Origin of the sequence: Draconibacterium sediminis (assembly GCF_000949475.1) — a bacterium.
GTDB lineage: Bacteria > Bacteroidota > Bacteroidia > Bacteroidales > Prolixibacteraceae > Draconibacterium > Draconibacterium sediminis.
Genome location: NZ_JRHC01000001.1, coordinates 2,288,648 through 2,302,667 on the forward strand (window position 1 = coordinate 2,288,648; position 14,020 = coordinate 2,302,667).

Consider the following 14,020-nt stretch of genomic DNA (forward strand, 5'->3'; position numbering starts at 1 on the left):
TTGAAACTTGCGACTTGTAACTCTTTACGGAAATTTCGGGTATTTTTTAAAGTCAGGTTTACGTTTTTCAAGGAAGGCATGTTTTCCTTCCTGTGCCTCTTCTGTGAGGTAGTATAATAAGGTAGCGTTTCCTGCAAACTCCTGAAGCCCAATCTGACCGTCGAGTTCGGCGTTCAATCCAAGTTTTAGCATACGCAATGCCAGCGGACTGTGTTCCTGCATTTTTTGTGCCCATGCAACTACCTCGTCTTCCAACTGATCAAGCGGAACAACTTTGTTTACCAAACCCATTTCAAGTGCTTCGGCTGCCGAGTACTGACGGCACATAAACCATATTTCGCGGGCTTTCTTTTGGCCCACAACACTGGCCAGGTAGGACGATCCCAATCCTGCATCGAAGCTACCCACTTTCGGTCCGGTCTGACCAAAAATGGCATTTTCGCTGGCAATACTAATGTCGCAAACCACGTGTAACACATGGCCGCCACCAATGGCATAACCATTCACCATGGCAATTACCGGTTTTGGCATACTGCGAATTTGTTTTTGCACTTCAAGGATGTTCAGTCTTGGAATACCATTTTCGTCAATATAACCACCCGTACCTTTTACATTCTGGTCGCCACCCGAGCAAAAAGCCTTGTCACCGGCACCTGTCAGCACAATTACATTAATGCGGTTGTCTTCGCGGCAAAGGTGCAAAGCATCGCTGATGTTGTTTACCGTGGTCGGACGGAATGCATTCCGCACCTGCTCGCGGTTGATAGTAATTTTGCCAATTCCATCGTAATAATCGAAAAAGATATCCTCGTATTCTTTAATGGTTTCCCATTGTCTTTTTGTGCTCATAGTATGTTGTTTTTATTGTTTTACAAACTGAAATAAACCCCGGAATGTTTTTGTATTCACCTCAGCATCGGTGAAAACTTCCAGGATTGTTGGTTTTTTTCTTGTTGGGGAATACAACTCAGCAAGCGAGTCTTTTAATTCCTCTTCATTTTTCGCACTTAAATAATCCAGCCCGAATGTTTGGCCAATACCATGTGCTTTGAATTTGTTTTCAGCAAAAAAATATTGTTGGAAAGCGGGTGATTCGCCCGGTCCTTTTATCAGACTAAAAATATTTCCACCGCCGTTATTGATTACGATAATCCGCAGATTCTCGTTGATATAATTGTTCCAAAGCGCATTTGAATCGTAGAAAAACGACAAGTCGCCGATAAGAATTGTATTTATCTTTTCAGAGACTGAGGCATAACCCACGGCAGTTGACATCGGACCGTCGATTCCGCTGGTACCTCGATTACTTAAAAAAGTTGTGATTTTTGCCCAGTCAGTAATTAAGGCATAGCGAACAGGCGAACTGTTTCCCAGGTGCACAACCGAATTTTCGGGAATTGACTGGCTAACTTCTGCAATTACTTTCAGATCAGAAAACTGGCTTTCTGAAATATATTTATCCCGCAGTTCGTTTACCTGCTTTTCTTTCTTTTGCCAACGTTGCAAATATTCACGTTTTTTCTCACTTACTTCCGGGAGTAACTGTGAGAAAAATGACTTTACATCGGTTTGCACAACCTCAGTCAGCGATTGGTAAGTATCGTAATGATCGTTCGCCGGCGAAAGATGCCAGTGTTGACTGGCTTTGTTTTTGCGCAAAAACTGTTTCAGTGCTTTCGACACAAAATGCCCGCCAAAGGTGATCAGAATATCCGGTTGGAAATCAACAGGAACGTCAGCAAGAATGGCTGCCATTATTGTGTCAATACTTCCACAAAAACTTTCATTATTCAGGTTTGCCAGGTGTTCTTTTAAAACAACAGCACCGGTTTTTTCGATAAACGCTGCAAGCAGTTTTTCCAGTTCCTGATCACTATTTTGTTGCCCGGCCAAAATCAGTATTTTCTTTGACGAGTTAAGCTCAGCGGCTAACTTATTCAGGCTTGCTTCATCGATGTTTAAATCCGACTCTTTTGCATCGATCGCTTTTGTTGTAGGTAATTCTTCGTCCAGCAAATCATGTAACGGTTCCTCCAACGGAACATTAATATGCACCGGCGCTGGTTTTCCTGAAACAGCAGCGTTTAAGCACTCGTTTATTTCGCGTGCAGCCTGCCACAACTCGGTTTCCGATTCTTCCAACGGGAGGTTGTATTCCTTTTTTACAAAATTGGAATAAATCCCTCTTTGATTGATGCACTGGTTTTCGAGCTGGTCGATCCAGTACTCCGGACGGTCGGCAGTGATAATAATCAGCGGAATAGTTAAATAATACGCTTCTGCAATGGCAGGTGCGTAGTTTAATGTTGCTGTTCCCGAGCTACAGACTATAACAACCGGTTTGTTCAACGCTTGTGCCAGTCCCATTGCAAAATAAGCTGCACTGCGTTCGTCAACTACGTTGCGACAATTAAATAAACCACTTCCCACAAAAGTGTTTATCATTGGCCCGTTTCGCGATCCGGGAGAAATAACCACGTCATTTATGCCCTTCTGATGAAGGAGTGCTGCCAGTTGTTGAACGTGTTTTTTAGTTGAGATCATTCTGTCGTATAGCTTCTATTGCCGATAACAAGGTTTTTGCTTTGTTGTTGGTCTCTTCCCATTCTTCTTCGGGAACCGACCGCGAAGTAATTCCGCCACCTGCATAAAGCATGTATTTCTCCGGAATTATTTCCATGCAGCGCAAATTTACAAATAATCTTACTGAATCTTTTAGTTGCCACGGACCAAGAAATCCGGCATAGTAACGTCGGTTGTGTTTTTCGATGGTACTTATAAATTTATCGGCCTTCGATTTTGGGAAACCACAAACCGCCGGTGTTGGATGCAACTCGGCGATAAAATCACCAAGACAGTCGTCCAGCTTTTTTTTGGCAAACAGAAAACTGGTGAAAAGGTGCGCCACTTTTCCGCTTTCCAGGGTTTCCGGTCCACGTGTGGTGTAGCGGTGAATATTAAATCGATACAGCAGGTCAACCAAATAGCGCGAAACAAAGGCCTGTTCTTCAATGTCCTTGGTGCTCCAGCCGTATTCTGTACCCGAAATCCGGGGCTGCGTTCCAGCCAGCGAAACGGTCTCCATGGTTTTGCCTTCCGATTTTAAAAGAATCTCAGGAGTAGCTCCCATCCACAAACCGGCTTTTGGCAGGTTTACCATATACACAAAAGCGTTTGGCGTTTGTTCGAATAACTGTGAGTACAATTTCCCCAGCGATTCATTTTTTCGTTCTGCCGGAATAATGCGCGAAACAATCGCCTTTGCCAGTTTCGTATTTTTTATGGTATTTACGGTTTGCTCAATGTCGGAAAGATATTCTTCCTTTTCAATTATATAGTGCGAAGTGTAGTTCGCCTGTTCTTTCTGCCCGGCTTTTACATCGTTCATTTTGAGCTTGAGGATTTCCTCAATACCTGTTTTGTAAATGTCTGGTTTTAACAGAATCAGCGGTGTTTCTTCGCTGACATGATAAGGTGCAAAAACAAATCCTTCCTGCCCGTTTAGGCGGCTCACCTCGTTGGGATAAAACAATGCTTCCTGGCACGAAATAAGCAGCTCGAGCGTTTTGTCGCCGGGCACCGACCAGAGGGCAAAAGAGCAGTTAAGCGTAACGAGTTCGTCGATCAGATGTATTAATCTTTCGTTATCGGTCATTCTTTTCAGTAATCATATTGGTAACACGTACAGATGAAATCAATCTCCCTTCTTCATTGCAAATATCAACATTCCACACATGCGTTTGTTTGCCCCGATGAACGATTTTTGCAACTGCCAGCGCCTTGCCTTTTTTTAACACGCCTGTGTGATTGCCGTTTACCATAATTCCCAACACATCGTAAGCGTTCATGTCAACTAATAACATGCTGCCCAAACCGGCAAGAGTTTCGCCCATTGCAAGGTTGGCACCACCGTGTAAAATGCCTCCCGGGCGCGAATTCTTTGCAGAGAGATTTAGCAATCCCTCAATTTTTCCTTCCTCAATTTTTGTGATCTCAATTCCGAGGCTCCCGACAAGCGTGTCTTTAATGGCCTGATTGATCAGCTCAACAGGTGTATCGAATGATAATTGTGTAAAATCCATAGTGCTATCCTAAAACGAGACTAAAATAACGGATAGTTTTCGAAAATTGCCAAAATGGCTTTTGTAATTTTAGTTTGAATTTCGAAATCAGGGAGATTTCAACATTGAGAAAGTGTTAAACAGCCCAATAAATTCGTTACATTTGTTTTTCGTAAATCAACTTAAATAGATCCAAATGAGTATTTCCAGAAGAAACTTCTTATACAAATCAACTGCAGGAGCAGTGGCTGCGGCAAGTATTTCTGGTATTGTTTCGTCATGTGTTTCGGAACCGAAACAAAAGGCAGCATCAATTTTTGCAAAAGGTGCCACGGTATTGTTTCAGGGCGATTCGATAACCGATGCCGGTCGCGACAAACAAAATGAATCGCCAAACCGGGCCTGGTCGTTCGGAAACGGTTATGCTTTGCTTGCAGCTTCGCAACTATTAAATACCTATCCTGCAGAACAACTTTCTATCTATAACCGGGGTATTAGTGGAAACAAAGTGTTTCAGTTAGCTGAGCGCTGGGACAAAGATTGTATGGAATTAAAACCTGATGTGCTGAGTATTTTAATTGGAGTGAACGATTATTGGCACACACGCAACGGGAATTACGACGGTACCATTGATATTTACGAGAATGATTACCGCGCTTTGCTAAAACGTACGCAGGAAGCTTTCCCGGGAGTGAAATTGGTTTTGTGCGAGCCATTTTATGTGCTTAAAACAAGTGCAGTTGACGAAACATGGATTGAACCTATGCAACAATACCAGGCAGCTGCAAAAAAGATATCGGACGAATTTGAAACCATTTGGGTACCTTTTCAGAAAGTATTTGATGAGGCAATTAAACACGCTTCGGGAACCTACTGGACACCCGACGGAGTGCACCCTTCAATGGCCGGTGCCGAACTGATGGCTGCGGCCTGGTTAAAAGCTGTTGGTGAATAATCGGATACGTTATAATTTCCAATATTGAATTCTAAATATCCAATATCCAATTTGGAATACTTGATCATTGAGCATTCTACATTGAGCATTCTACATTGAGTATTGGATATTTTTTATAATCATTATTCTACGTTCTTAGTCAACGGTTTCAAAATAGTCCTTCTATACATAAGCGATAAAATAACTCCCCGCGAAAACATAAAAAGCAACATTCCCATCCACAAGGCATGATTATTCCAAACTGGATTTAAAAAATAATAAACCGGTGCAAATATCAAAAAGGTGGAAACCAGCAGGCTGTTTCGCATTGCCCGCGATGCTGTTGCACCGATATAGATTCCGTCCCAAATAAATGAGCCAACACTTGCAATTGGAATAAGCACCACCCAAACCAGAAACTTTTGAGCGGTTTGGATCACATCTTTCTGCGAGGTAAGAAGTTTTAAAATAAAATTGGTGCCCGTCCAGTAGATTAGGGTAAAAGTAATTGCCAGTCCCAGGCCCCAATAAAGCAGCAGTTTTACTACCTTTTTTAAGTTTTCAATCTGTTTGGCTCCTATAAATTTACCTACCAATGCTTCGCCGGCAAAGGCAAACCCATCGATAAAAAAGGAGAAGAACATTAAAAACTGAAGTAAGATTGAATTAACGGCAAGTACGGTATCGTTGATGCTGGCCGATTTCGAAGTGAAAAAGGTAAATACAACGATAATACAGAAAGTGCGGATGAAAATATCGGAATTTACCTTAAAGAAACTCGACATAAATTTCAGGTCGATAATTCCGGCTTTGGTGACGTTAGGCAACATGCCTCTGTATTTCTTGAGTAACAGAATAACGGCAGTGACTAATCCTACATATTGCGAAATAGCCGTTCCTAAAGCAACTCCATCTGATTTCATATCAAGGCCAAAAACAAAAAATGCACTCAGCAGAATATTTACAACATTAACCACAATTGCAATAATCATGGGGTAGCGTGCATTTTGCATACCCAAAAACCACCCGCTAAAAACAAAAAGACTTAAAGCGGCAGGAGCTGCCCAAACGCGGATTCGGAAATAGGCTTCGGCAAGTTTTTCAACTTCTGGGCTTCCGCCTATAACTTTAAAACTTGCCCAGGCAATGGGCGACTGCAGCAGGAGAATAAAAACACTAATAATAATGGTTAGCAACAATGCCCGGACCAAAATCGTAATAGCCTCAGTCGGTTTTTTTTCGCCGAATGCCTGTGCTGTAAAACCGGAGGTGCTCATCCGTAGAAAACCAAACCCCCAGTAAATGATATTAAAAATTACGCTACCCAGTGAAATAGCACCAATGTATACTTCCGATCCAAGGTGCCCCATCAGGGCCAGATCGATCAATCCCAGCAACGGAACCGTTATGTTACTGATGATATTGGGAAGGGCAAGTTTTAATATGCTCTTATTCATCCTTTTTATTGAGGGGGCAAAGGTAATATTATTGATCAGGCCATTAAAAAGATAAAAGTAAATAAAATTTTTACGGTCTCTTTTCTGCTTATATACTGGGCTTTTGGCTCAATCTTTAGAATTAATTCCTTGAAGTTCTGTATTTATTAATTCCTTCTATGAACAATAAAGGATTTCAATGTGTTTTATTATTCGAAGATTTGGATTAATTCTAAATAGCGTCTATTTTTGCTAAAGAGAAATAAACATATTTAAATCTTTAAATAATTATAAAAATGGCATTTGAATTACCAAAATTAGGATACGATTACACGGCACTGGAGCCACATATTGATGCAAGAACGATGGAAATCCATCACAGTAAGCACCATGCAGGTTATACTACTAACCTTAATGGAGCAGTTGAAGGAACTGATCTTGCAGGAAAATCAATAGAAGAAATTTTAAGTGGAGTTTCAGGTCAATCGACAGCAGTACGAAACAACGGTGGTGGATTTTTTAACCACAATTTGTACTGGGAAGTAATTGCACCGGGAGGTGCACCGGCTCCGGAAGGAGTTTTATTAGACGCAGTAAATGATTCATTTGGAAGCATAGAAAATTTTCAGGAAGCCTTCACCAAGGCAGCTTTGACTCGCTTTGGGTCGGGTTGGGCATGGTTGGTTCTTCAAAACAATAAGCTGGTGGTTTCGTCTACGCCCAATCAGGATAATCCGCTGATGGATGTGGCCGAAGTTCAGGGAACTCCAATTTTGGGGATTGATGTATGGGAACATGCATATTACCTGAACTACCAAAACAGACGTCCGGATTATGTGAATGCATTCTGGAATCTCATCAACTGGGATGAAGTCGCCAGGCGGTTTAAAGGTTAGTTGATTTTTGGTTTTTTCCCCGGGGCAGAGGCTCCGGGGTTTTTATTGCCCTTTTGTGTTGTTTTATGTTAATCAAGATTCTCATTGTGAGAACCATAAGCCTTTTTTGCAACCTTCTCGATGATTCTGATTCGCCTAAATTTTATTTAAACTCCTTCCAAATTAAACCTCCAGCTAATCCTTTTTGCCCCAAAAACGTTGTACCTTTAACAGACAAAAATCAAAATTAGTAATCTTTAAACAAGGAAAATTATGGCATTTAGTTTACCAAAACTTCCATATGCAAATAATGCATTGGAACCAGTAATAAGCGAAAGAACAATCGAGTTCCACTATGGAAAACATCACCAGGCTTATGTGAATAATCTTAACAACCTGGTGGAAGGAACTGAGTTTGAAAACGCAAGTTTGGAGGACATTGTTAAAAAGTCCGAAGGTGGAATTTTTAATAACGGAGCACAGGTTTGGAACCACACTTTCTATTTTATGCAATTTAACCCTGATGGTTGTAAAGAGCCCAAGGATGAATTAAAAGCCGCTATTGATGCCAAATTTGGATCGTTTGATGCTTTTAAGGAAGCGTTCTCGAAAGCAGCTGCCACTTTGTTTGGCTCGGGCTGGGCATGGTTGGTTGTTGATGAAAGCGGCGAACTGGAAATCGTTCAGACAAGTAACGCCGGCAATCCATTACGCGATGGTAAAAAGCCTATTCTCACCTGCGATGTTTGGGAACACGCCTACTATCTGGATAAACAAAATGCACGTCCGGCGTATATTGCTGATTTCTGGAAAATTGTTGACTGGAAAGTTGTTTCAGAACGTTTTGCCTAAAAAAAGGAATAGGAATGAGTACAGATAAAGTACTGGCGGCCTTGCAGGCAGCTGGAAAACCGTTGAAGGCCGGCGAAATTGCTGAAGCTTCAGGGTTGGATAAAAAGGAAGTAGATAAAGCAATGAAAGTGCTGAAGGCCGAAGAAAAAATTGTGTCACCAAAGCGTTGTTTTTGGGAACCAAAATGAGGAGAACAAAAAACGGGATTTTAACAATCCCGTTTTTTTTTATCGTTTCAACTAAATACCAATTGTTCTTTAAAAGTGCGTATGGAAATTTAAAGATTACAATGGTTAATGCCGATACTACAACAAAGGAGCATTCTGAACAAAGTGAAAGAATGCGACATTTTGTTGTTTAATCGGTATAAAAACTATTTTTTCCAGAGATATTCCATCTCCTCCAAAGTTTTTCCTTTTGTTTCGGGTACCAGTTTCCATACAAAAATGAAAGACAACACACTCATTAATCCATAAAAACTATAGGTTAATCCGCCACTAAATTCCATCATTGCCGGGTAGGTAGACGAAATAAAGTAGTTGGCTGCCCACTGTGCTGCAACTGCAACCGCCACTGCTTTTCCCCTGATTTTGTTGGGAAACAGTTCTGAAATAAGCACCCAGCAAATAGGGCCCCACGACATCATAAATGAGGCGGTATACACAATAATAAAAATTAGTGTGCCGATACCAATTACTTCCATAAACGAAAGTGCGCCGATGGCAAACATACCAACTGCCATACCAATCGAACCAACCATCAATAGTGGTTTACGTCCCCATTTGTCGACAGTTAAAATAGCCACCACTGTAAATACCACGTTTACGAGCCCCATTACAACAGTTTGCATTAACGATGCATCTTTTGCAGCTCCCATACTTTCAAAAATGCGGGGTGCATAATAAAGTGCCACATTAATACCTACAAATTGCTGGAAAACCGATAACAAAATACCAATGATTATAACCAGTTTTCCGTAAGAGAACAATTTTCCTGAATGGCTCTGCACACTTTGTTTAATATCATTAAAAATCAATTTGGCGTGTTCTGCTCCGTTTATTTTTGTAAGAATACTAAGTGCTTTGTCGTCCTGGTTTTTAAGCGCCAGATATCTTGGTGTTTCCGGAACAAAAAATAACAGCACACCAAACAATCCGGCAGGAATAGCTTCCGATATAAACATCCGGCGCCACCCAATGGTGTTGATCCACTCCAACGATTGTCCGCTGGCAATTCCCCAGTTTACAAAATATACTACCAGCATACCAAAAATAATGGCAAACTGGTTGAGGGCCACAAGCCTTCCGCGAATATCGGCCGGTGCAATTTCTCCAATATACATCGGGCTAACTGCCGAAGCCAGTCCAACACCAATACCGCCAATAACACGGTAGAAGTTGAACATATATAAAAGACCCATTGTAGGTTCGCCTTTTGTAAAAAACAGAAATTCAGGATTTCCCGATCCTAAAGCCGAAACAAAGAAGAGCAATGCTGCAAGTAGCAAAGTTCTTTTTCTTCCGAGTTTCGATGCCAGTATTCCCGAAATACTGCCACCAATAATGCATCCGATAAGTGCACTTGATATGGTTGCACCGTGTGCCAGCGAGTTCAGTCCCAGTCCTTCAATAAGAAAAGCCTGGATCGATTTGTCGGCACCTGAGATAACTGCCGTGTCGTAACCGAAAAGCAAGCCACCCAAAGTAGCAACCACTGTGATAACTACAATATAAAACGAATTACGCCCTTTCATTTGAATAGTTTAAATTTAGTTTTAAGGTATAAGTAAAAAAAGCAATTTACTCAGAGCCCGAAGACTCTGAGTAAATATGCTGTATATAATTGCTATTATAAATACCAATTAATTAGTTGTTCGATCAATTCTTGCTTTCCGCTGATCTGAGCAGGCTCGCCAACTTCTTTGGCAATAGCGTACATATCTTCAATCGTTAATTTTCCGCTTTCAAATTCGGCACCTTTACCTTGGTCGAACGAAGCATAACGTGCAGCACGCATAGCGCAGTATTGCGAGTCGTTCAGAATTTTGTCAGCAATTACAAGGGCACGTGCAAATACGTCCATACCACCAATGTGTGAGATGAAAATATCTTCCAGGTCGGTTGAGTTACGACGTGTTTTAGCATCGAAGTTAATACCACCATAAGTAAAACCACCTGCAGGAAGAATCTCAAGCATTGCTTCAGTAACTTCGTAAATGTTGGTTGGGAATTCGTCAGTATCCCATCCGTTTTGGTAGTCGCCTTTGTTAGCATCAATCGATCCAAGTAAACCGGCATCTGCCGACATTCTCAGGTCGTGAGCAAAAGTATGACCCGCAAGTGTAGCGTGGTTTACTTCAATATTCAATGTAAAGTCTTTTTCCAAACCATTTGCTTTCAGGAAGCCGATAACAGTTTGTGCATCGTAATCGTACTGGTGTTTTGTAGGCTCCATTGGTTTTGGCTCGATAAAGAAAGAACCGGTGAAACCTTGTTTACGACCGTAATCGCGGGCCATACGAAGGAATTCTCCAAGGTGTGCCAATTCGCGTTTTGTATCGGTATTGTGCAGGCTCATGTAACCTTCGCGTCCTCCCCAGAAAGTGTATCCGGTACCACCCAATGCGATAGTAGCATCGATAGCGTTTTTAACCTGAACCGCAGCATTGGCAACCACGTTAAAATCAGGGTTAGTTGATGCACCGTTCATGTAACGAGGATCGCTGAAAACGTTGGCTGTTCCCCAAAGCAATTTTACGCCTGAAGCAGCTTGTTTTTCTTTGGCGTACTCCACCATTTTTTCCAGTTTCTTTTCAATTTCGAAAACTGAACCACCGCCAACAACGTCAACATCGTGGAAACAGTAAAAAGGAGCACCTAATTTTGTGATGAATTCGAAAGCCGCATCCATTTTTTCTTTGGCTGCATCAATTGGATCAGAAGCACCATGCCAAGGGAAAATTTGTGTGCCACCTCCAAACGGATCATCGCCGGTTGCACAGAAAGTATGCCAGTAAGCCACTGCAAAACGCAGGTGTTCTTTCATTGTTTTTCCGGCAACAACTCTGTTCTCGTCGTACCATTTAAACGCCATTGGGTTTTTTGAATCAGGACCTTCGAATTTTATTTGATCGATTCCTTTAAAATACTCTTTGTTTCCTTTTAAAACTTCCATCGTAATAATTTTATGAATTGTTATTTTATCTGTTTTATATTACTCTTTTGATTTGCATATTATTTTATTGCTTTTTCAAGTTCTGCTTTCCAGCTTTCGTAAGCTTCCTGGTAAGCGGCAATATTCTGCGTGTTTGGCTCAATTACATCCAGCTTTTTCAGGTTCGAGAAAGCTTCGTTAAACGATTTGTAATAACCTGATCCTACACCTGCTCCACGCGCTGCTCCAACCGATCCGTCGGTGTTATACAGCTCAATGGTTGCACCCGAAATTCCAGCCAGTGTTTCTCTGAAAATAGGGCTAAGGAACATGTTGGCTTTACCGGCTTTAATTACCGATGCATCGATACCAATATTTTTCATGATATCCATACCGTATTTAAATGAGAATACAATTCCTTCCTGCGCCGCACGCAGCAGGTGTCCTTTGCCATGAATATTAAAGTTGATACCCGAGAAAAGCGAACCGATATTTTTGTTCTGAAGAACGCGCTCAGCACCGTTACCAAAGGGTAGGATAGAGATACCATCCGATCCGATAGCCACTTTTGACGCCAGCTCGTTCATCGCTTCATACGAAAGATCTTCGGCAACCATTCGTTTCAGCCAGGCATTTAAAATACCTGTTCCGTTAATACACAGCAGAACGCCAAGTCGTGGATCTTCCTGCGTATGATTAACGTGCGCAAATGTGTTTACACGCGATTGCGGATCGTATTTAATTTCGCTGCTTACACCATAAACCACTCCGGATGTTCCGGCTGTTGTTGCAATTTCGCCAGGATTAAGTACATTGAGCGAAAGTGCGTTATTTGGCTGGTCGCCGGCTCGGTAACTTACTTTTGTTTTTGTTGAGAGACCAAGGTCGGCAGCCGTTTTAGCGCTTAGCTGGCCTGATGTTGCAAAAGTTGGTACAATTTCAGGGATAATATCGGATGAAAAACCGTAGTTGTCAAACAGTATTGTAGCCAGGTCGTTTTCTTTGAAATTCCACATAATTCCCTCAGAAAGACCACTAACGGTAGTTTGTGCTTCGCCGGTAAGTTTCATGGCAATATAATCGCCCGGAAGCATAATTTTATCCACTTTGGCAAAAGTCTCCGGCTCGTTTTCCTTTACCCATTTTAGTTTCGACGCGGTAAAGTTACCCGGCGAGTTTAACAGGTTGGTTAAACAACGCTGGCCACCTATTTCCTCGAAAGCTTTATCGCCATAAACAGCAGCGCGGCTGTCGCACCAGATAATCGACGGGCGTAAAACCTCCTGTTTTTTGTCAACCATTACCAAACCATGCATTTGGTACGAAATACCAATCGATTCAATACTTTCTTTATCAATATTCGCGGTAGAGAGTACCTCGGCCAAAGCTAACTTCAGATTTTCCCACCAAAGTTCAGGCTCTTGTTCTGCCCAGCCTGCTTTGTGTGCGGTAATTTTCATTTCCTGTTTTGGGTAAAACGATGAAGCTACCAGGTTTCCACTGTTTGCTTCTATTAAAGAAACCTTAACTGAAGAGCTTCCGATATCGAATCCTAATAAGTGCATGATTATAAGTGATTTTGTTTATTTAGTTATTTAATCTGTTCTGTTCTGATATGGTGCAAAAGTAAATCTATTTTGTATGATCTCAAACTTTAAAAAAAATGTTTTATAACATGTTTATAGCGACGACCTCAGTTTTAGGGTTGTCGGAATTTCAACATTTACAGGTTTGCCTTTTACTATAAACTCGGCTGCTTTTTGCCCCATTTGGGTAAAATCGGTTGATATTACCGTAATACCTTCTTTAACGTATTTTTTCATTGGTGTTTCGTTGTACGAAATGACGCCGACTTCGCGGCCGGGTTCAAATCCTTTTTCAGAACACTGATCGAGAAACTTTGCCAACGTTCGATCACTCACCAGAAAATAGAGATCTCCTTTCTTTAGCTCAAATTCCTCGAAGGTGGTTATCACGCGGTGGTTTAGGTTATATTTTTTACAAAAGCGTTCGAAATGGTTCACAACCTCGCGCGGATGGTAAGTAAAATCGGGATAGAAAAGTGTAAAACGTTTGTATTTCGAAATGGCGTCTAAATTTTTATCGAGACAATTGTATACGGCTTCACCAAAATTCTGATAAACACTCGACTTGCCCTCACCATTAATTTTCCAGTCGATAATAAGCAACTGTTCTTCCGGAATTTTATCAATAATACTTTTCACCTTTTTGTGGTCGAAATTCATTACAATGTATTTTGTGTAACGTCCCACGCTTTCGGTAATAATCTTATCAAATAGGTCGATGTTGTAGTGATGAAAATGCAAATCAACACTAATGTTTTTAGGCAAATGGTTCAGAATAGAGTGATAAAGCACTTCTTTGTATGCCTTAAACGTATCGAGAAACAAAAATATCTTGGTAATTTTTCGGGTAACAAAATAACCTCGGTTGGGAACCGATTCCACCACACCTCGTTTTTTAAGCTCGGCATAAGCCTTAAAAACGGTATCTCTCGATAGTTGGCAATCTTTCATTATCTGATTTACCGAAGGAAGCATGTCGCCTTCTTTTAACTCGTTCCTACTGATAGAGTCGAGAATGGCGTCAACCAATTGCTGAAATTTCAGAACATTTGAGTTCTTTTCGATCGTGAATTTTATATTCATAAGAATGGTTTTATTTCAGAACCCCTATTCTGTTCTGTTC

13 protein-coding genes are annotated in these 14,020 nt (G+C 41.3%); 4 read left to right on the forward strand and 9 right to left on the reverse strand.

The genetic code is table 11. From position 1 onward, the window contains the following. Positions 1-24 precede the first annotated feature (24 nt). From menB to LH29_RS08940, 4 genes are read right to left on the reverse strand one after another with little or no spacing between them, the layout of a single operon-like run. On the reverse strand, positions 25-849 hold the full coding sequence (gene menB / locus LH29_RS08925) for a 1,4-dihydroxy-2-naphthoyl-CoA synthase (protein WP_045027889.1): 825 nt from the start codon (positions 847-849) through the stop codon (positions 25-27). A 12-nt stretch (positions 850-861) separates the two neighbouring features. Then, positions 862-2,544 (reverse strand): 2-succinyl-5-enolpyruvyl-6-hydroxy-3-cyclohexene-1-carboxylic-acid synthase, encoded by a 1,683-nt coding sequence (gene menD, locus LH29_RS08930; protein ID WP_045027890.1) that lies wholly within the window; start codon positions 2,542-2,544, stop codon positions 862-864. Next, positions 2,531-3,655 carry a chorismate-binding protein gene (locus tag LH29_RS08935; RefSeq protein WP_045027891.1) on the reverse strand — a complete coding sequence of 375 codons (1,125 nt, stop codon included), beginning with the start codon at positions 3,653-3,655 and terminating at the stop codon, positions 2,531-2,533. Before LH29_RS08935 ends, menD begins: the two co-directional genes overlap by 14 nt. After that, positions 3,645-4,082 carry a PaaI family thioesterase gene (locus LH29_RS08940; RefSeq protein WP_045027893.1) on the reverse strand — a complete coding sequence of 146 codons (438 nt, stop codon included), beginning with the start codon at positions 4,080-4,082 and terminating at the stop codon, positions 3,645-3,647. Before LH29_RS08940 ends, LH29_RS08935 begins: the two co-directional genes overlap by 11 nt. A gap of 175 nt (positions 4,083-4,257) precedes the next feature. On the opposite strand from LH29_RS08940, the gene LH29_RS08945 reads away from it, so the two are divergent. Continuing rightward, positions 4,258-5,016 carry a DUF459 domain-containing protein gene (locus LH29_RS08945; protein WP_045027895.1) on the forward strand — a complete coding sequence of 253 codons (759 nt, stop codon included), beginning with the start codon at positions 4,258-4,260 and terminating at the stop codon, positions 5,014-5,016. 122 nt (positions 5,017-5,138) lie between these two features. On the opposite strand, the gene LH29_RS08950 is transcribed toward LH29_RS08945, so the two are convergent. Further along, positions 5,139-6,452 (reverse strand): MATE family efflux transporter, encoded by a 1,314-nt coding sequence (locus LH29_RS08950; protein ID WP_045027898.1) that lies wholly within the window; start codon positions 6,450-6,452, stop codon positions 5,139-5,141. Between the two features lie 275 nt (positions 6,453-6,727). On the opposite strand from LH29_RS08950, the gene LH29_RS08955 reads away from it, so the two are divergent. From LH29_RS08955 to LH29_RS08965, 3 genes are all read left to right on the forward strand, one after another. Next, on the forward strand, positions 6,728-7,327 hold the full coding sequence (locus tag LH29_RS08955; RefSeq protein WP_045027905.1) for a superoxide dismutase: 600 nt from the start codon (positions 6,728-6,730) through the stop codon (positions 7,325-7,327). Between the two features lie 252 nt (positions 7,328-7,579). Further along, complete coding sequence (locus LH29_RS08960) at positions 7,580-8,158, forward strand: superoxide dismutase (RefSeq protein ID WP_045027907.1); 579 nt, start codon at positions 7,580-7,582, stop codon at positions 8,156-8,158. Positions 8,159-8,172: 14 nt separating this feature from the next. After that, positions 8,173-8,346 (forward strand): MarR family transcriptional regulator, encoded by a 174-nt coding sequence (locus LH29_RS08965; RefSeq protein WP_045027909.1) that lies wholly within the window; start codon positions 8,173-8,175, stop codon positions 8,344-8,346. A gap of 185 nt (positions 8,347-8,531) precedes the next feature. On the opposite strand, the gene xylE is transcribed toward LH29_RS08965, so the two are convergent. The 4 genes from xylE to LH29_RS08985 all read right to left on the reverse strand — a co-directional run bounded on the left by xylE (position 8,532) and on the right by LH29_RS08985 (position 13,980). Continuing rightward, positions 8,532-9,911 (reverse strand): D-xylose transporter XylE, encoded by a 1,380-nt coding sequence (xylE, locus tag LH29_RS08970; protein ID WP_045027911.1) that lies wholly within the window; start codon positions 9,909-9,911, stop codon positions 8,532-8,534. A 95-nt stretch (positions 9,912-10,006) separates the two neighbouring features. Next, the gene (xylA, locus tag LH29_RS08975; RefSeq protein WP_045027913.1) at positions 10,007-11,332 is read right to left on the reverse strand and encodes a xylose isomerase; all 1,326 of its coding nucleotides are present in this window, start codon (positions 11,330-11,332) and stop codon (positions 10,007-10,009) included. A 59-nt stretch (positions 11,333-11,391) separates the two neighbouring features. Next, a complete protein-coding gene (locus tag LH29_RS08980; protein ID WP_045027916.1) occupies positions 11,392-12,876 on the reverse strand; it encodes a xylulokinase in 1,485 nt (494 codons plus the stop codon). Between the two features lie 114 nt (positions 12,877-12,990). Further along, entirely contained in the window at positions 12,991-13,980 is a 990-nt protein-coding gene (locus LH29_RS08985) for a GntR family transcriptional regulator (RefSeq protein WP_045027919.1), read from the reverse strand. Between the last annotated feature and the right edge of the window lie 40 nt (positions 13,981-14,020).